This window comes from Propioniciclava sp. LT294 (genome assembly GCF_059516005.1).
Window position 1 is genome coordinate 97,237 of sequence record NZ_JCAKNG010000008.1, and the last position, 17,966, is coordinate 115,202.

Consider the following 17,966-nt stretch of genomic DNA (forward strand, 5'->3'; position numbering starts at 1 on the left):
TTGGGCCGATCATACCCCCGGGGGTATGCTGACCGCGTGACCGAGACCCACCCGTCCTCCGCTGCGCTCGTGGCGCGCCTCGGCGCGAGCGAGCAGGCGGCCCTCGCCCGGCTCACCCAGGTGTCCGGACAGGCGTCCCTGTGCGCGATGTCGCGCTCGGGTTCACCGCAGCCCGCGGCCAAGTACCACGAGGGCGCGGCCGTCGCGCTGGCCGAGGCCCGCCGCGCGGCGGCCGGGCCGGTGGGCCAGCCGGACGCCCGGGCGTCCGTGGAGACCACCAGGCAGACGTGGGCCCGCCGCCTCGCGGGCGTGGCACCCGACGCCCCGGACTGGCGCGCGTACCTCCAGGGCGGGGTGGATGCGCTGGAGGAGGCCCTGGCTCCGCCCCGGGTCGCCGCGTTCTCGTCGCCCGAGGCGCTCGTGATCCGTGAGGCGCCCGCCCTGCGCGAGGCGCTGGTCCCGCCCGCCACGCGCTCCAGCAACCCCTGGGACCTGGTCAGGGATGCGTTCGCCCCACCCCGGCGCAGGACCGCCCTGACGGTGGTGGCCCCGATCCTGTTCGGGGTGTTCGCCCTCACGGGCGGGATCCAGGGCGCCCCGGCCGGCCGGCTCCTCCTCGTCGCCGCAGTGTCGTTCCTGCTGGCCGTCATCATCGCGACCTACGTCCCCGAGCGCGGATGGCGGCCCGACCTGGGCTGCGGCCCCTGTGGCGTGGTCACCGCCGGCGCCGTCCTGCTCGCGGGCGCGCTGGTCATCGGGACGCCGCAGGGCACCACCATGGTCGCCGCCGCCCTCGCCGTCGCCCTGTTCGGTGTGTTCCAGCGCCTGACCAAGGGCATGGATTCCTGCTCGGCGTGACCTCGGCTCGCGAGGTGTCAGAGTCCCTTCCCCGACGGCGACACGAGGATCTTCACCGCGGTCTCGTTGTGGTTGATCAGCGTGTCGAAGCCCTTGGAGATCAGGTCGTCGAGCCCGATGCGTCCGGTGATGAACTGCTTGAGGTCGAGTTCACCCGACTCGACCAGGGCGATGGTGTGGGGGTGCGTGTTGACGTAGGCGATCGTGCCGCGCACGTCGATCTCCTTCATCACCACCTGGAACAGGTCGAGTGACGCCTCATGGCTCCAGATCGCCACCACCTGGAGCACGCCCTGGGGACGCAACGCCTCGAGCAACGTGTCCAGCACGGGCTGCGCACTGGTCGCCTCGACGGCCACGTGGGCACCCGCTCCCCCCGTGAGTTCCCGGACGGCGGCGACGACGTCCACCTCACGCGGGTCGAAGGCGTGGTCGGCGAATCCCGAGTCGAGGGCACGCTGGCGTCGCAGGCTGCTCAACTCGGTGACCGCCACGGTGGCACCCCGGCTCTTGAGCACCGCGGCGACGAGGAGCCCGATCGGGCCGGCCCCGCCCACCAACACGAAGTCACCCTCCTTGGCGCCCGATCGGTCCACCGCGTGGTAGGCCACCGAGAGCGGCTCGAGGAGCGCGGCCTCGTCCAGGGGCACGTCGTCACTGATGGGGTGGACCCAGCGCCGCTTCACCGACACCTTCTCCGCCAGACCACCGCCCCTGCCGGACAGCCCGATGAACCCGAGGTCGGGCGAGAGGTGGTAGTTGCGGCTGTCGGGCCCCGTGTCCACATCGTCGTGGAGGATGTAGGGCTCCACGACCACGTGCTGGCCGACAGCAAGGTCGTCCACCGCCTCGCCCACGGCATAGACGACACCCGAGAACTCATGCCCCAGCGTCACCGGGGCCGTCTCACCGCTGATCGGGTGCGGATGACCCGGTGCCGGGATGAAGAGGGGACCTTCCAGGAATTCGTGGAGGTCGGACCCACAGATGCCGCACCAGGCCACGTCGATGCCCACCTCGTCCGGCTTCACCTCCGGCTCCGGGATGTCATCGATCCGGATGTCGCCCCTCGCGTGGAATCGCGCTGCCCTCATCGTGTGCCCCTTCTGTCCGGACCGGGCACCGTCGCCCGGTCGCGCTGTCGGCGCGTGTCGCAGACGGAACTCCAGACCCGTACCGGACCGCGGAGATGACCCACCCACGATAACCCCGGCACCGCCCGGGCGAGGGGTTCAGCTCCGGTCGCCCACCTCGAAGGTCCACATGTCGCCGGGGATCTCCCGGTCGAGCCGGCTGCCCGGCTCGGCGACGAAGACCCGCTCCATGGGCGGAACCCCCTTCTGGCGTTCGAAATCCTGCAGCGCGAGGTAGGCCCGCTTGCCCAGGAAGAACAGGGCAGTGATGTTGATGACCGCCATCACCGACATGGCGACATCGGCGAGTGACCACACGAACGCCAGCTCCTGGATGGCGCCCCAGAAGGTCGCGAGCACCGCGAGCGCGCGCACCGCGAGGTTGCCCACGTGGCCGCCACCGATGAAGTCCTGGTTCACCTCGGCGTAGGCGTAGTTCCCGAGCACCGAGCTGTACGCGAAGACGAAGATCAGGAACGCCATGACCGGCATGACCCAGGCGCCCAGCGTGTCGGCGAGTGCGTTCTGGGTGAGGGTCGCGGCCACGTCGCGCTGGGTGACGCCGGGGGTGTACACCGCGGGGTTCGACAGCAGGATCATGACGGCGGTCGCGGTGCAGACCACGAGCGTGTCGACGAAGACGCCGGCGGACTGGATGAGGCCCTGCTGGGCGGGGTGGCTCGCATTCGCGGTCGCCGCCGCGTTCGGGGCCGAGCCCATGCCAGCCTCGTTGGAGAACATGCCGCGCTTCACGCCGTTGAGCATGGCGGCGATGATGCCGCCGGCGGTGCCGGCCAGCGCCTGGTCGAGCCCGAACGCGCCGGCGAAGATCTGGCCGATGGCGCCCGGGACCTCACCGATCCGCATCCCGAGCACGATGATCGCCAGGGCGACGTACACGAGGGCCATGAGGGGGGCGAGGAACTCCGTCACGCGGGCCACGGACTTGATCCCGCCGAAGACGATCGCGGCCGTCAGGATCGCCAGGAGGATGGCGGTCCACAGCGGCGGGATGCCCCAGGTGCCGTTGAACACGCCGGAGATCGTGTTGGCCTGCACCATGTTGAAGGCGAAGCCGAAGGTGAAGACGAGTGAGACGGCGAAGACGATGCCGACCCAGCGCAGCCCGAGGCCGCGCTCGATGTAGTACGCGGGACCGCCGCGGAACGTGTGGTCCTCGCCGTGCCGGACCTTGTACATCTGGGCCAGCGTCGCCTCGACGAAGGCGGTCGCCATGCCGAGCAGCGCCATCACCCACATCCAGAAGATCGCGCCGGGCCCCCCGAGCGTCAGCGCGATGGCGACGCCCACGATGTTGCCGGTGCCCACCCGGGAGGCGAGCGAGATCGCGAAGGCCTGGAAACTGGAAACGCCTTGTCCCGCATTGCCCCGGGAACCGAAGATCGTCTTCCACATGGTGCCGAAGAGCCGGAACTGGACGCCTCTGGTCACGATCGTGAAGAAGAGGCCCGCCGACAGCAGGAAGACGATGAGGACCCACGTGAGCGTGTCGTTGAGCCACGTGACGATGGTGTCGGCCATGGGCGTACTGCCTTTCCGGGAGGAGCTCCCCTGACAGGGGCGGCCCTACGCTACGGGGTGACCGGGCCCGCGCGCCAGCACCACAGCGGAGTTCTCTGCCCCCTCCCGACGGCCTGGGTGCACCGGCCGGGGAATTCCGGTGCACCCCCGGGGTCAGTCGGCGACCTTGGCGACGAGACGGCCGACGGCCGTGCCCTGGGTGAGGCGATCGATGCCGTCGGGGATGTCCTCGAAGTCGATCTCGGTGATGACCGGGGCGAGTTCCCCGTCGGCCATCCACCGCAGCGTCTCCTCGATGTGCGACTTCTCGCCGCCCATCGAGCCGAACAGCTGCACCTTGCCGAGGATGAGCGCGTAGGTGTTGATCGTCGCCTCGAGCTTGCCCATGCCCACCTGCACGACCCGGCCGCCGAACCTGACGGTCTCGATCGCGTCGGCGGTCGTGGTCCCGAAGCCCGCGTAGTCCACGATGACGTCGAGCTGGTCGTCCTTGAACTCCCTGATCGACTTCGCCACCTTGACCGCCCCGGCCTCCCGGGCGCGCTCCCAGACCGACTCGTTGACCTCGGCGACGTACACCTCGGCACCGTTGAGGTGCGCGACGCGGGCGCCGATCTGGCCCAGGCCGCCGAAGCCGATGACGCCCACCTTCATGCCCGCCCTGACCTCGCCGGTTCCCATGACGGCCCCGACCGAGGTCATGCCCGCGTCGGTGGCCGCCGCGGCCTGGGCGAAGGACACGCCGTCGGGGATGCGGAGGAGGGCGTCCGGGGAGGCGGTGGACTGCTCCGCCCACGCCCCGTCGATCAGGTAGCCGTTGAGGTCGATCATGGGCCACACGCACACCCGGTCGCCGACCTTCCAGTCCGTGACGCCCTCGCCGACGGCCGCGATGACGCCCGCGCCCTCGTGACCGGGAACGACCGGCAACTCCTTCATGGTCCCCAGCCACTTGGGATCCTCGAGGATGCCGACGTCGCTGTGGCAGAGGCCCGCCGCCTTGATGTCGATGACGACCCGTCCGGGGGCCGCGACGGGGTTGGGGATGTCCACGCGCTGGAACGGCTGATGGGTGCCGGTGAAGTGCCAGGCTTTCATGAGGTCTCCTTTGACCGAGTGCGTTACTCCTCCCGAGTATGCTCCCCGAGCGCCTGCTCCTCAGCAGAATCGACAGGGCAGCACGCGCCACCACCGTCCCAAGACCATCCACGCTCACCCCCACCCGCGGGTGTGACAACCGGGTGATCCGACCGCCGGGTCGGAAGACCACGCAGGAGGAAACATCCCATGAGGAAGAGGCCCGCGCGCATCGCGCTGCTGTCCACGTCCGACACCGACCTGTTGTCCGCCCGCGCGAGCGGTGCGGCGTTCGTCTGGGCGAACCCCGGCCGCGCCACGGACGCCGACCTCGCGGAGGTCGTCGAGGGCGCGGAGGTCGTCGAGGGCGCGGACCTCGTCGTGGTGCGGTTCCTCGGGTCACCCCAGGACCTGTGGCCCGGGGTGGCATCAGTACGTGATGGCGGCACCCCCCTGGTGGTCCTCGGCGGGGAACAGCAACCCAGTGCCGAGCTGATGGAGCTCTCCACGGTTCCGAAGGGCGTGGCGGCGGAGGCGCACCGGTACCTCGCCGAGGGCGGACCCGCCAACCTCGCCCAGCTCCACGCCTTTCTCTCCGACACCGTGCTCCTCACCGGCGAGGGGTTCGAACCCCCCGCCGAAATCCCTGCGTGGGGGTACCTCGACCGGCGGCCCCCCGCCGGGACGTCACTGCCGCGCGTGGGCGTCCTGTTCTACCGGGCCCACCAGGCCAGCGGGAACACCGCGTTCGTGCATGCGCTGGCCGACGCGATCGACGCGACCGGAGACGCCGTCGCCGTGCCGATGTTCGCCGGTTCCCTGCGCTCCGCGCCGAAGGACCTGTACGAGGCGTTCGCCTCTCTCGACGCCCTCATCGTCACGGTCCTCGCGGCCGGCGGCTCCGTGCCCGCCAGCGCAAGCGCCGGGGGTGACGACGAATCCTGGGACGTGGAGCAGATGGCGGCCCTCGACATCCCCATCCTGCAGGGGTTGTGCCTGACCACGAGCCGAGCCGAGTGGGAGGCGTCCGACAACGGCGTGACCCCCCTCGACTCCGCGAACCAGATCGCGATCCCCGAGTTCGACGGACGCATCATCACGGTGCCCTTCTCGTTCAAGGAGATCGACGAGCAGGGCCTGCCCCGCTACGTCGCCGACCCCGAACGGGCCGGCCGCGTGGCCCGCATCGCCGTCAACCACGCCCGCCTGCGCAGGACGCCGAACGGTGAGAAGAGGATCGCCCTGGTCCTCTCGGCCTACCCGACCAAGCACGCCCGCATCGGCAACGCCGTCGGCCTGGACACTCCGGCCTCGGCGATCCGCCTGCTGAGGCGGCTTCGCGAGGAGGGCTACGACCTCGGCGGCACGGGCCCGGTCACGGAGTTCCTCGACGGGGACGACGACACGCAGGCCGGGGACGGGCTCATCCGTGCGCTCATCGCCGCGGGCGGTCAGGACGAGGACTGGCTCACCTCCGCCCAACTCACCGAAGCCCACGTGCGGATCGGGAAGGAGGACTACGACCGGTGGTTCGCGGACCTTCCCGAGGACCTGCGCCGGGCGACCGTCGAGTGCTGGGGTGAGTCGCCGGGCAGCCTGTTCGTCAACGACGCGGGCGAGTTGGTGCTGGCGACCCTGCAGGCGGGCAAGATCGCCCTGCTGATCCAGCCGCCACGGGGCTTCGGCGAGAACCCAGTGGCCATCTACCACGATCCCGCGCTCCCCCCGAGCCACCACTACCTCGGCGCCTACCGGTGGATCGAGCACGGGTTCCGGGCGGACGCCGTCATCCACCTCGGCAAGCACGGCTCCCTGGAATGGCTGCCGGGGAAGAACGCCGCCCTCTCGGCCTCGTGCGGCCCGGATGCGGCGATCGGCAGCCTGCCGCTGATCTATCCCTTCCTGGTGAACGACCCCGGCGAGGGCGCCCAGGCGAAGCGCCGGGCGCACGCCACCATCGTCGACCACCTCGTGCCCCCCATGGCGCGCGCGGAGACCTACGGCGACCTGTCCCGCCTGGAGCAGTTGCTCGACGAGCACGCCAACATCGCCTCGATGGACCCGGCCAAGCTCCCGGCGATCCGGGGGGAGATCTGGCAGCTCATGCGCTCGGCCGAGATGCACCGGGATCTGGGACTGGAGGAACAGCCCGACGACGCCGAGTTCGACGACTTCCTGCTCCACGTCGACGGCTGGTTGTGCGAGATCAAGGACGCCCAGATCCGCGACGGGCTGCACGTCCTCGGCCTGGAGCCGACCGCCGAGGCGCGGGTCAACCTGGTGTTGTCGATCCTGCGGGCCTCACAGGTGTGGGGAGGCGTCGGCAACGCCGTACCCGGTCTCCGGGCGGCGCTCGGCCTCGGGGAGGACGCCGACCTGAAGGCGGTCGACGCGATCGAATCCCGTGCGCGCGCCCTCGTGGAGCAGATGGAGGAGGCCGACTGGAGCGCCTCGGCCATCTCCGGCCTGACCGACGACCCGGAGGTCCGGCGGACGCTCACGTTCGCGGCCGAACAGGTGGTCCCCCGGCTCCGGAGGACCACCGACGAGCTCGACGCCGTGCTCCACGCGCTCGCCGGCGGGTTCGTCCCCGCCGGTCCTTCGGGCTCCCCCCTCCGCGGCCTCGTGAACGTGCTGCCGACGGGACGCAACTTCTACACGGTCGACCCGCGGGCGGTGCCGTCGCGCCTGGCGTGGCAGACCGGTCAGGCGCTGGCCGAGTCCCTGGTGGCCCGCTACCTCGACGAGACCGGCACCTACCCGACATCGGTCGGGCTCTCGGTCTGGGGGACCAGCGCCATGCGCACCTCCGGTGACGACATCGCCGAGGTCCTCGCCCTCCTCGGTGTGCGCCCCGAGTGGGACGAGGCCTCGCGACGTGTCTGCAGCCTGGCCGTGGTCCCCCTGGAGGAGTTGGCCCGCCCGCGCGTGGACGTGACGGTGCGGATCTCGGGGTTCTTCCGGGATGCCTTCCCGCACGTCGTCGCCCTCCTCGATGACGCGGTCAGGATCGTCGCCGAGCTCGACGAGCCCGCGGACCTGAACTACGTCCGGGCCCACTACCTGGCCGACCTCGCCGAGCACGGGGACGCCCGGCGTGCGACGACGCGGATCTTCGGCTCCCAGCCGGGCTCGTACGGCGCCGGGATCCTGCAGGTGATCGACGCGGGATCGTGGCACGACGACCGCGACCTCGCCGACGTGTACACCGCCTGGGGCGGCTTCGCGTACGGCCGCGACCTCGACGGCGCCCCGGCCGCCGACGACATGCGTGCCAACTACCGGCGGATCAAGGTCGCGGCCAAGAACGTCGACGCGGCAGAGCACGACATCGCCGACTCGGACGACTACTTCCAGTACCACGGCGGCATGGTGGCCACCGTCCGTGCCCTCACCGGGGCCGATCCCCGTGCGTACGTCGGCGACTCGACGGCCCCGGACGTGATCCGTACGCGAAGCCTGGCGGAGGAGACCGCCCGGGTCTTCCGGGCGCGCGTGGTGAACCCCCGCTGGATCGCGGCCATGCGGCGGCACGGGTACAAGGGCGCCTTCGAGCTGGCCGCAACGGTCGACTACCTCTTCGGCTTCGACGCCACCGCCGGGGTCGTGCACGACTGGATGTACGAGGCGCTCGCCCAGGAGTACGTCCTCGACAGCACCACGCAGGAGTTCCTGCGCACCTCGAACCCGTGGGCGTTGCGCGGCATCGTCGAGCGGCTCCACGAGGCCGCCGACCGTGGCCTGTGGGCAGAGCCGGACACCGAGACAATGGCAGCGATGCAGCAGGTGTACCTGGAGATCGAGGGCGACCTCGAGGACGGGGTCGGGGCATGAGGACACGGACGAAGGTGTGGATCCTCGGTATCGGCATGGGCCCCCAGCACGTCACCCCCGAGGTCGCGGACGCGCTGCGCTCGTGCGACTACGTGATCGCGGCCGAGAAGTCCAGCGATGACGGGCTGCTCGCCGCCCGCCGGGCCATCGCCGAGGCGTACGGGGTCGACCTCGTCGTCGTGCCCGACCCCGTCCGGGACCGCGACGCGGTGACCACCCGGGAGCAGGACGGGTACGGCCGGGCCGTGCACGCGTGGCACGAGGCGCGGGTGGGCGCCTACGAACAGGTGCTCCGTGAGCGCGGCGGCACCGCCGCCTTCCTGGTGTGGGGCGATCCGTCGCTCTACGACTCGACCATCCGGATCGTCGGGTCCCTCGCCGAGCGACTCCCCCTCACCTACGAGGTGCTGCCCGGCATCAGCGCCCCCCAGCTGCTGGCCGCACGCCACCGCATCGTGCTGCACCCGGTGGGGCGGCCGGTCCACATCACCACCGGCCGGCGGCTGCGCGCCGACGTCGCGGCGGGCCAGGACAACCTCTGTGTCATGCTCACCGGCACCCTGTCCCTGGAGGGGCTCGACGACTGGTGGATCTGGTGGGGAGCGAACCTCGGCACCCCGTCGGAGGAGCTGGTGGCGGGTCGGGTCTCCGAGGTCGCCGATTCGCTCGTGCAGGCACGAGAGCGGGCCAGGGACGCGGCCGGATGGGTGATGGACGTCTACCTGCTGAGGGCTCCCTGATGGCCGCCATGAGGGTGCTCCTGCTCGGCGGCACCAGCGAGGCACGTGTCCTGGCCGCGCAGCTCGTCGCTCACGGCTTCGACGTCACCAGCTCACTCGCGGGGCGGGTCACCCAACCCCGGCTGCCCGCCGGCCGGGTCCGGGTCGGCGGGTTCGGTGGGGTCGAGGGGCTCCGTGCTGAGCTCGCCCGGTACGACGCCGTCGTGGACGCGACCCACCCCTTCGCCGCGGGCATGACGGCCAATGCGGTCGCGGCGTGCGCCGCGGAAGGGGTACCCCTGCTGCTGCTGGAACGCCCCGGCTGGACGCCCGACCCGGCCTGGCACCGGGTTGACACCCCTGAGGATGCGGCCGGACGGGCCGTGGAACTCGGTGGGCGTCCCTTCGTCACGGTCGGACGCCAGGCGCTTCCCCGGTTCGTGCCCGGCCTCTCCCACCTCCCGGTTCTGGCGCGCGTGGTCGACGCGCCCGACGTGGCGCTGCCCGCGGTGTGGGAGTTGCTCACCACGCGGGGGCCCTACACCCTCGACGGTGAACTGGCTCTCATGCGGCGGCACGGCACGGACGTCCTGATCACCAAGGACTCCGGCGGCACCTTCAACTGGCCCAAGATGCGGGCAGCCGCAGTCCTGGGCGTCGCGGTCATCGTCGTGCGCCGCCCCGCCGGCCCCCTGGGTGTCCCCACGGTCGGCACCGTCGAGGAGGCCCTCTCCTGGCTTCAGGAACTGGACCTGCGGCGACGGATCACCTGACCGGAGACCGTGGCGACCCGCGGCAGGGTCACCACTCGATGCCCTTCTGGCCCTTCTGGCCGACGTCCATCGGGTGTTTCCGTTTGGTCATCTCCGTGACCAGGTCAGCAGCCTCGATGAGCAGGGGGTCGGCGTTGCGACCGGTGATCACCACGTGCTGGCAGCCGGGGCGGTCCCTCAGGGTGGCGACCACGTCGGCCACGTCGACCCAGCCCCAGTTCATCGGGTAGGTGAACTCGTCGAGGACCAGCAGGTCGTGGGTCTCCTCGCCGAGCCGGCGCTTGATCTCCAGCCAGCCCTCCGCGGCCTCGGCCGCGTGGTCGGTGGACTCGCCCTGCCTGCGGGTCCAGGACCAGCCCGATCCCATCTTGTGCCACTCGACCGGCCCCCCTTCACCGGTCTCGTCGTGCAGCCGGCCCAGCCGTTCGAACACGGTCTGTTCACCGATGCGCCACTTGGCGGACTTGACGAACTGGAAGACCCCGATGTTCCAGCCCTGGGTCCAGCCGCGCAGCGCGAGGCCGAACGCTGCCGTGGATTTCCCCTTGCCGTCGCCCGTGTGCACCATCAGGAGCGGGCGGTTGCGGCGCTGCCGGGTCGTGAGGCCGTCGTCGGGTACCGCCGTGGGTTGTCCCTGGGGCATCAGGCCGCTCCCTTCGTCGCAGGTCGGACATGGTGTCGCACCCGGTCGGTGAGCGTGTCGGCGCTCACCTCGGTGACCGGAAGGTACTCGCCCCGGAGGTGCTCGGCGAGCCTAACCGCCAGACCGAGCCTCAGCGGGCCGCTCTCACCGTCGACGACGACGGTGGTGACGCCGAGACCCGCCACGTGGTCCGCCGCCCGCAGCGACCGCGGGACGGCGTGCTCGCCGCCGGTGGCGCGTCCGTCGGTCACCACGACGAGGAGGGGACGCATCCGCGGGTCGCGCAGGCGTTCGCGGGTGAGCACACGTCCAGCCTCCAGCAGGCCTTCGGCCAGGGGCGTCCGGCCGCCGGCGGGGAGTTCCTCCAGACGCGCCGCGGCGATCTCCACACTGTGGGTCGGGGGCAGGACGAGCGCGGCGCCGCTCCGGCGGAACGTCACCAGTCCCACCTTGTCGCGTCGCCGGTACGCGTCGAGCAGGAGCGAGAGCACCGCGGTCTTCACCTGTGTCATGCGCTTCTGGGCGGCCATGGAGCCGGACGCGTCCACGCAGAAGAGCACCAGGTTGGCCTCCCGTCCCTCCCGCAGGGCGACACGGAGGTCCTCGCTGCGGACGTCGACCCGACCGCTCGCCCGTCCCCGGGCGGGCTGCCTGCCGGCCGCTGCCTTCAGCGTCTCGACGAGGTGGAGCGTTCCGGAGGACCCCGGAACCGCCCCGATGCGTCGGCCGTTGCTCGCCAGCGCTCGGCTCCGCCGCCCCGGCGTTCCGGTACCGACGCCCCGGACGCTGAGGAGCCGCGGCCGATACGGCGTCGCAGCTCCCACCGGGGAGCCGGCCCTGTCACGTCCGGACGACTGCCCTGACTGGCCCGTGGGCGCCGGCTCGGGCTCGGGTGCGGGCTCGGGCTCGGGCTCGGGCTGGGGCTCGGGCTCGGGCTGGGACGCCGGCGAGTCGGGCGATCCCGCCCCCGCGTCGGCGCCGGCGCCGGCGCCGGCGCCGTCCGCGCCGTCCGCGTCGTCCGCGTCGTCGCGTGTACCGGGGGGAGGCGGCGGTGGCTCACCGGGGCCGGGCCCCTCGGGTGGGTCGGGTGGTGGATCCTCCTGGCCGAGGACCTCGTCGAGGAGGTCCTCGTCGAGACCCGGCGCGTCGAAGGGCTTGCGGCGCCCCCGGTGGGGCAGCGCGAGGATCGCCGCGCGCCGGATGTCCGCCCGGGTGACCTCGGTGCGTCCCTCCCACGCCGCATGGGCGACCGCGGTCCGGGCGGTCACGATGTCGGCACGCAACCCGTCCACCTCGAACGCGGCGCAGACCTCGGCGATCTTGAGCAACGCGGCCTCGCCGAGCCGAACCGTGCCGGCGCGGCGGCGTGCCGCCTCGATCCGCCCGGTGAGGGCGCGGTCGGCCTCCTCGTAGTCCGCGGCGAATCCTGCGGGATCCGCGTCGTACGCCATGCGGCGACGAACGACCGTCGCGCGGAGGGAGGGTTCGCGCGGCGCAGCGACCTCCACCGTGAGCCCGAACCTGTCGAGCAACTGGGGGCGCAGCTCCCCCTCCTCGGGGTTCATCGTGCCGATCAGGACGAAGCGCGCCGCGTGCTCGACCGAGACGCCGTCCCGCTCGACCGTGGAGCGGCCCATCGCGGCCGCGTCCAGCAGGAGGTCGACGAGGTGGTCGTGCAGCAGGTTGACCTCGTCGACGTACAGGATGCCCCGGTGCGCCCGGGCCAGCAGCCCGGGTTCGTACTCGACCTTGCCGTGGGAGAGGGCGCGTTCCAGGTGGAGCGAGCCGAGGACCCGGTCCTCGGTGGCGCCGACGGGGAGCTCGACGAGCCGTACGGGGCGGGTGAGCGTCGCGGTGTCGGCACCGAAGGGGCCGTCCGGCGAGGCCGCCGACGGGTCGGCCGGGTCGATCGAGAAACGGTCCGTGGTGTACACCTCGATCGGCGGGAGGATCGCCGCCAGCGCCCGGACCGTGGTGGACTTCGCGGTGCCCTTCTCCCCGCGGACGAGCACACCACCGATCTCGGGCGTGATGGCGGTGAGGACCAGGGCGAGCCCCATGTCGTCCAACGCGTCGGGACCGCACCCCAGCACGGCTGAGAAGGGATAGTGCACCGGCATCTGAGGCTCCCGCTCGGGTCGGCATGAATCGTGTCGGACACGAGGCCGGTCTTCGGACTCACCGGCCCCTCGTGGGGGACGGTTCACCGCAGCGGGCCTGTGCCGGAATCCCACCGGCTTCCCAGATTCTCCCCCTCGGCCGACGCCACCGTTGCGGTGACGGGACCCCGGGGGCACCTCGTGCTCGCCGCCCACGATAGCGTGCGGTTCCGTGTGCGCGCCCATTCCCCCTGAGCCCCTGCCGGCGGTCACGGTCGTCGGTCTCACTGCGGACGGATGGTCGGGCCTGCCCGAGGCCCAGCGACAACTGGTCCTGGGCGCGGACGTCCTCGTCGGCGGCCGCCGGCACCTGGCCCTCGTCCCCCCTCGCCCGCACCAGCGACGTGAGCTGTGGCCCTCACCCCTGCGTGAGCGGCTCGTCACGTTCCTCGCCGGCCTCGGCGCGGGCGAGATCGTGCTGCTCGCGTCCGGCGACCCGCTGGTCTCGGGGGTCGGGACGACGCTGGTCGACCTGCTCGGCGCCGACCGCGTCCGCGTCCTTCCGGCGCTCTCCTCCGTCGCGCTCGCCCGGGCCGAACTGCGTTGGCCGGCGGAGTCCCATGCCGTGGTCAGCGTCGTCGGTCGCGCCACCTCGCTGGTGTTGCGGGAACTGGCCCCGGGCCGGCGCGTGCTGGTCCTGTCCGCGGACGAGAGGACACCTGCGGAGGTTGCGGAGCTCCTGCGCAGCGTCGGCTACGGGGCGAGCACCATGCACGTCCTGGGCGACCTGGGAAGCGCGGACTTCTCCCGCATCGACGGCACGGCGAGCACCTGGTCGGCGGCCTCGCCCCGTCTCAACGTGATCGGGCTCGCCCTGGCCGGCCCGCCGCGCGGGGCGTGGACGGCGGGACTGCCCGACCACTGCTTCGAGCAGGGCGGACGCCCGGGCCTGCGCGATGCGCGCGCGTCAGCCCTCGCGCGGCTCGCCCCGGTCCCCGGCGAGCACCTCTGGGATGTCGGGGCGGGCCCGGGTTGGGTCGGCATCGAGTGGATGCGCGCCCATCCGACCTGCTCGGCCACCGCGGTCGAGCCGGACGCCCGGCGCGCCGAGGGCCTCCAGCGGAACGCGGCCGCCCTCGGGGTCCCGACGCTGCGTGTCGTGCGGGGTGTTGCACCCGGCGCGCTGGACGGTCTGCCCGCGCCTTCCGCCGTCTTCGTCCACGGTGGCGCGGCCACGGACGCGGTGGTGGAGCGGTGTCTGGCCGCCCTGGTGAGCGGGGGTCGCCTCGTCGTGCAGGGCACCACCCCGGAGACCGCTGCCCTCCTGCGGCGACTCCACGGGCGGCACGGCGGCGAGCTGGTGCGGATCAGCGTCGAGGTCGCGACCCCGGGGGACGGCGGCACGGGGTGGGCCCCCTCTCCGGCCGTGACTCAGTGGGCCTTCACCCGCGACTCCTGAGCGGCCGGTCGCGCGCCGCGTCGTAGAGGTGGGACTCGCAGCCCTCCACCGGGTCGAGCACACGTCCGACGAGGATGACGGCGGCCTGCCTCAGGCCGGCCTCTTCGACGGCGTCCGCGATCGTCCCCACCGTCCCACGCAGGATCTGCTGGCCGGGCTGGCTCGCGCGATGGACCACCACGACCGGGCAGTCGGCGCCGTAATCGGCCTCCAGTCCCTCCATCAACTCCCGCGTCCGCCGGATGGCGAGGTGCAGGACCAGCGTCGACCTCGTGCGGGCGAAGGCGCCGAGGGACTCCGTCTCGGGCATCGCGGTGGAGCGTGCCTGTGTCCGGGTCAGGACGACCGACTGGCTGATCAGCGGGACGGTCAGCTCCCGGCCCACCAGCGCTGCCGCGGCGGCGTAGGCGGGAACACCGGGCGTCACGTCCCACGGCACGCCCGCGGCGTCCAGTCGTCGCGTCTGCTCGGCGAGCGCGGAGTAGATCGACAGGTCACCGGACGCGAGGCGGACCACCTCCTTGCCTGCGCGGTGGGCGCCGACGAGGCGGTCGGTGATCTCGTCGAGGTGGAGATCCTGGGTGTCGACCAGCTCGGCGGACGGGCTGACGTGGCCCAGGACCTCGGGATCGAGGTAGGTGCCCGGATAGAGCACGACCTCGGCCGCGGCGAGCAGCCGGGTCGCGCGCACGGTCAGGAGGTCGGCCGCTCCCGGGCCCGCGCCGACGAAGTGGACGACCATCAGCCCTCCCCCTCTGGCTCCTCGACGAAGCGCGGCGTCCACACGCCGGCCGGGCCGACGCGGGTCGACGCCGCACCGATGATGAGCAGGCACTTCATGTCGATCGTGCCCGGGTCGAGTTCACCGAGGGTGGTGACGGTGAGCGACTCCTCCGAGCGGCCGATGTCCCGGCCGACGATGACGACGGTGTCGGGGCTGCGGTGGTCGAGCAGCACCTCGCGGGCCCTGACGATCTGCTCGGTGCGGGATCGAGAAGCCGGGTTGTAGATCGCGAGGACCAGGTCCGCCCCGGCGATCGAGCGCAGGCGCCGCTCGATGACGGACCAGGGCTTGAGCCGGTCCGACAGGGACATCACGGCGAAGTCGGCTCCGATCGGTGCACCGGCCCTGGCTGCGACCGCCTGGACCGCGCTCACCCCCGGGAGCACGCGGATCACGACACCGGCGTACGTCGGGTCCTCGGCTGCCTCGAAGACGGCCGAGGCCATGCCGAACACGCCGGCGTCCCCGCCGGAGACCACGGCCACCTTCTCGCCCGCCCGGGCCAGGTCGAGGGCGTGGCGCGCACGCTCCACCTCGACGGTGTTGCCGGAGGCATGTCGGGTGAGGCCGGTCCGCTGCGGCACGCGGTCGACGTAGGGGGCGTAGCCGACGACGTGATCGACCTGGGACAACACCCGTGACACCTCCGGGGTGGTCCATTCCTGCGGGCCGGGCCCGAGCCCGACGACGAACACCTCCGCAGCGCCCCCGGTGTCCGTCTCCGGCGCGGCCGGAACCCCGGGCCGGGTACGGAGCCGCGCCTGCGGAGCACGGTGGGCGGTGTCCCCCGGCACGACGATCAGCGAGAAGTACGGGACGGTCGCCGGGTCGACCTCGGCTGCCGGGAGCCACCGCTCGCCCTCGTGCGAGACACGTTCGACGTACCAGGCGTCATCGAGGCGGCCTGCCTGCTCCAGGGCCGACCGCACGGCCGGGAACGTGCGGCCCAGCTTCATGATGATGGCGCCGTCGGTGTCGCCCAGCCGTCGCGCGAGTTCGGCCTCCGGCAAAGTCCCGGGCAGGACGGTGAGGACGTCCTTCTGGCGAGCCAGGGGCCTCGCGATCGCCGCGGTCGCCGCCGCGAAGGCGGGAACGCCCGGGACGATGGAGGTCTCGTAGCATGCCTTGAACCGGTCGTGGAGGTACATCGAGGAGCCGTAGAGGAGCGGATCGCCCTCGGCGAGCAGGACCACGTCCCTGCCGGCGTCGAGGTGGGCGGTGAGGCGCTCGGCGCACGACTCGTAGAAGTCGGCCATCGCCCCGACGTACCCGCCGGGGTGGTCGGTCGTCCCGGTCGTGACGGGGTAGCGCAGCTCCTCCTCGACGGCGTGCTGCGCAATCAGCGTGGCCGCCGTCCGGCGCGCGTTGGATTCCGTCTTCGTGCCTGCGTGGTAGGCCACCACCGTCGCCTCGGCGATCAGCTGGGCAGCCTTGAGGGTGATCAACCCGGGGTCTCCCGGACCGACCCCGACGATGGTGAACCGGCCCTTCACTCCTCCTCCTGCGCCAGTGCGTTGAGAGCCGACGAGGTCATGGCCGAACCGCCCCGCCGTCCGCGGACGGTGACGTACGGGAGGTCGATGCCATGGGTGGCGTGGAAGTCGACCAGTGCCTGCTTGGACTCCGCCGCCCCGACGAAGCCCACCGGACAGCCGACGACGGCAGCCGGCCGCGGAGCACCGTCCAGGATCATCTCCAGCAGGTGGAACAACGCCGTCGGTGCGTTGCCGATCGCGACGATCGCACCCTCGAGGTGCGGTTCCCACAGCGAGACGGCCGCAGCGGTCCGCGTGGTCCCCCACGCGGACGCGAGCCCCGCGACGCGCTCGTCGCCCAAGAAGCACAACACCTCGTTGTCGCGGGGCAACCGGCTGCGGGTGACGCCGGTCGCGACCATGGTGGCGTCGCACAGGATCGGTGCACCCGCCTCCAGGGCCCCACGCGAGGCGGCGACGAGACGCGGATGCACGACCAGGTCGTCGACGAGGTCGACCTGGCCGCTGCCGTGGATCATGCGGACGACCATCCGCTCCGCATCCGCCGGCACCCCACTGAGGTCCGCCTCGGCCCGGATCGCGGCGAAGGAGTCCACGTAGATGGCGGGGCCGGAGTCGATGTAGTCGTAGCGGCGTGTCGGTCGACGCGGGGTCGTCATCAGTGCTCCTCGGGGATGAGCACGCCACGCCAGGGCGTGACGATCAGGGATTCGGAACGTTCGGTCAGCGCGGCCACGGCGTCTGCGTCGAGTCCGGACTCCGGAACCCGGACGTGTCGGCCACCCGGCACGTCGCCGAACGCCAGCGCCGGCGCCGGCTCGGGCAGGCTCGGGTCGGGGTCCTGCAGCTCCGTCAGCGGCCCGGCGAGCTCGCTCACGTGCCAGGCCGCCCCGGGCCCTGCGCCGCGGGCGTCCACGAACCTCCCGGCCAGGTCCGCCAGGGCCGCTGCGGCGTCCGCCAGGGCGACACGACGCCCCCAGCCGGCACCGACGCGCAGTTGGGCGGTCTCACCATCGAGGGCCACTGCACCCAGGTCGCAGGTCCGGCCGATCAGGTCGCCTCGGCCGTCATCCAGGACGAACAGGAACCGTCCCGGGAGCGCGGACAGGCGCGGGTCGTCACAGAGGAGCGCGTCGAGGTCGCGACCCACCCGCCGGAGGTCTGCCCGGCCGCCGGCGAGCCCGGTCTGGGGGGACATCATGACGTTCCGCACCAGCTCGTGCGTGGGCCGGGGAATCAGGCCGGTTGCCTCGAGCGCCGCGAGGGCATCGGCGTCAAGGCGGCCGTCCCTGCCGGGCAGGGCGCGCACCTGGAGGTTGGCCCGAGTCGTCAGGTACACACGCCCGTCGCCGTACTGCCGGGCGACATCGGCCAGGGCCCGGAGCCTGGTCGCCAGGACGTGGCCACCGATCAGCCTGAGCCTCACCAGCATCCCGTCGGCCGCCTCCCAGGGCCGCAGGACGCCGGGGCATCGATCGCCCCGGTCACGATTCACTCGCACGCGTCGAACCTCATCTGTCATGGACCCTGTCGCGGGGCCTGGCACTGA

Annotated in this window: 14 protein-coding genes and 1 riboswitch; of the genes, 5 read left to right on the top strand and 9 right to left on the bottom strand. The window is 72.2% G+C overall.

Translation table 11 applies throughout. The annotated features are described in order from the left end of the window. The first annotated feature begins 36 nt into the window (after nucleotides 1-36). Entirely contained in the window at nucleotides 37-858 is an 822-nt protein-coding gene (locus AC5YDA_RS11495) for a hypothetical protein (protein ID WP_496188483.1), read from the top strand. A 17-nt stretch (nucleotides 859-875) separates the two neighbouring features. Here AC5YDA_RS11495 and AC5YDA_RS11500 read toward each other — a convergent pair whose 3' ends face one another. The 3 genes from AC5YDA_RS11500 to AC5YDA_RS11510 form a co-directional block, all read right to left on the bottom strand. Then, nucleotides 876-1,952, bottom strand: a complete 1,077-nt coding sequence (locus tag AC5YDA_RS11500) for a 2,3-butanediol dehydrogenase (protein ID WP_496188482.1) — start codon at nucleotides 1,950-1,952, stop codon at nucleotides 876-878. A gap of 138 nt (nucleotides 1,953-2,090) precedes the next feature. Next, entirely contained in the window at nucleotides 2,091-3,533 is a 1,443-nt protein-coding gene (locus AC5YDA_RS11505) for an alanine/glycine:cation symporter family protein (protein WP_496188481.1), read from the bottom strand. A 153-nt stretch (nucleotides 3,534-3,686) separates the two neighbouring features. Continuing rightward, nucleotides 3,687-4,631: a zinc-binding dehydrogenase gene (locus tag AC5YDA_RS11510; RefSeq protein WP_496188480.1), complete on the bottom strand. Its 945-nt coding sequence runs from the start codon at nucleotides 4,629-4,631 to the stop codon at nucleotides 3,687-3,689. 189 nt (nucleotides 4,632-4,820) lie between these two features. On the opposite strand from AC5YDA_RS11510, the gene cobN reads away from it, so the two are divergent. From cobN to AC5YDA_RS11525, 3 genes are read left to right on the top strand one after another with little or no spacing between them, the layout of a single operon-like run. After that, nucleotides 4,821-8,444: a cobaltochelatase subunit CobN gene (gene cobN, locus AC5YDA_RS11515; protein WP_496188479.1), complete on the top strand. Its 3,624-nt coding sequence runs from the start codon at nucleotides 4,821-4,823 to the stop codon at nucleotides 8,442-8,444. Beyond that, on the top strand, nucleotides 8,441-9,184 hold the full coding sequence (gene cobF / locus AC5YDA_RS11520; RefSeq protein ID WP_496188478.1) for a precorrin-6A synthase (deacetylating): 744 nt from the start codon (nucleotides 8,441-8,443) through the stop codon (nucleotides 9,182-9,184). The genes cobN and cobF overlap by 4 nt, the downstream gene beginning before the upstream one ends. After that, nucleotides 9,184-9,936: a cobalt-precorrin-6A reductase gene (locus tag AC5YDA_RS11525; protein WP_496188477.1), complete on the top strand. Its 753-nt coding sequence runs from the start codon at nucleotides 9,184-9,186 to the stop codon at nucleotides 9,934-9,936. Before cobF ends, AC5YDA_RS11525 begins: the two co-directional genes overlap by 1 nt. Nucleotides 9,937-9,964: 28 nt before the next feature. Here the strand turns inward: AC5YDA_RS11525 and cobO are convergent, their stop codons facing one another. Together cobO and AC5YDA_RS11535 are read right to left on the bottom strand one after the other, a co-directional pair. Next, complete coding sequence (cobO, locus tag AC5YDA_RS11530) at nucleotides 9,965-10,579, bottom strand: cob(I)yrinic acid a,c-diamide adenosyltransferase (RefSeq protein ID WP_496188476.1); 615 nt, start codon at nucleotides 10,577-10,579, stop codon at nucleotides 9,965-9,967. Then, nucleotides 10,579-12,699, bottom strand: a complete 2,121-nt coding sequence (locus tag AC5YDA_RS11535) for a VWA domain-containing protein (RefSeq protein WP_496188475.1) — start codon at nucleotides 12,697-12,699, stop codon at nucleotides 10,579-10,581. Before AC5YDA_RS11535 ends, cobO begins: the two co-directional genes overlap by 1 nt. 26 nt (nucleotides 12,700-12,725) lie before the next feature. Continuing rightward, nucleotides 12,726-12,884, bottom strand: a riboswitch (cobalamin riboswitch). Nucleotides 12,885-12,910: 26 nt separating this feature from the next. On the opposite strand from AC5YDA_RS11535, the gene cbiE reads away from it, so the two are divergent. Further along, nucleotides 12,911-14,137: a precorrin-6y C5,15-methyltransferase (decarboxylating) subunit CbiE gene (cbiE, locus tag AC5YDA_RS11540; protein WP_496188474.1), complete on the top strand. Its 1,227-nt coding sequence runs from the start codon at nucleotides 12,911-12,913 to the stop codon at nucleotides 14,135-14,137. Here cbiE and cobM read toward each other — a convergent pair. From cobM to AC5YDA_RS11560, 4 genes are read right to left on the bottom strand one after another with little or no spacing between them, the layout of a single operon-like run. Further along, complete coding sequence (cobM, locus tag AC5YDA_RS11545) at nucleotides 14,121-14,879, bottom strand: precorrin-4 C(11)-methyltransferase (protein ID WP_496188473.1); 759 nt, start codon at nucleotides 14,877-14,879, stop codon at nucleotides 14,121-14,123. The genes cbiE and cobM overlap by 17 nt on opposite strands. Then, nucleotides 14,879-16,414 (bottom strand): precorrin-3B C(17)-methyltransferase, encoded by a 1,536-nt coding sequence (cobJ, locus tag AC5YDA_RS11550; RefSeq protein ID WP_496188472.1) that lies wholly within the window; start codon nucleotides 16,412-16,414, stop codon nucleotides 14,879-14,881. Before cobJ ends, cobM begins: the two co-directional genes overlap by 1 nt. After that, on the bottom strand, nucleotides 16,411-17,076 hold the full coding sequence (locus AC5YDA_RS11555) for a precorrin-8X methylmutase (protein ID WP_496188471.1): 666 nt from the start codon (nucleotides 17,074-17,076) through the stop codon (nucleotides 16,411-16,413). Before AC5YDA_RS11555 ends, cobJ begins: the two co-directional genes overlap by 4 nt. Further along, complete coding sequence (locus AC5YDA_RS11560) at nucleotides 17,076-17,918, bottom strand: ferredoxin-like domain-containing protein (RefSeq protein ID WP_496188470.1); 843 nt, start codon at nucleotides 17,916-17,918, stop codon at nucleotides 17,076-17,078. The genes AC5YDA_RS11555 and AC5YDA_RS11560 overlap by 1 nt, the downstream gene beginning before the upstream one ends. Nucleotides 17,919-17,966: the final 48 nt, after the last annotated feature.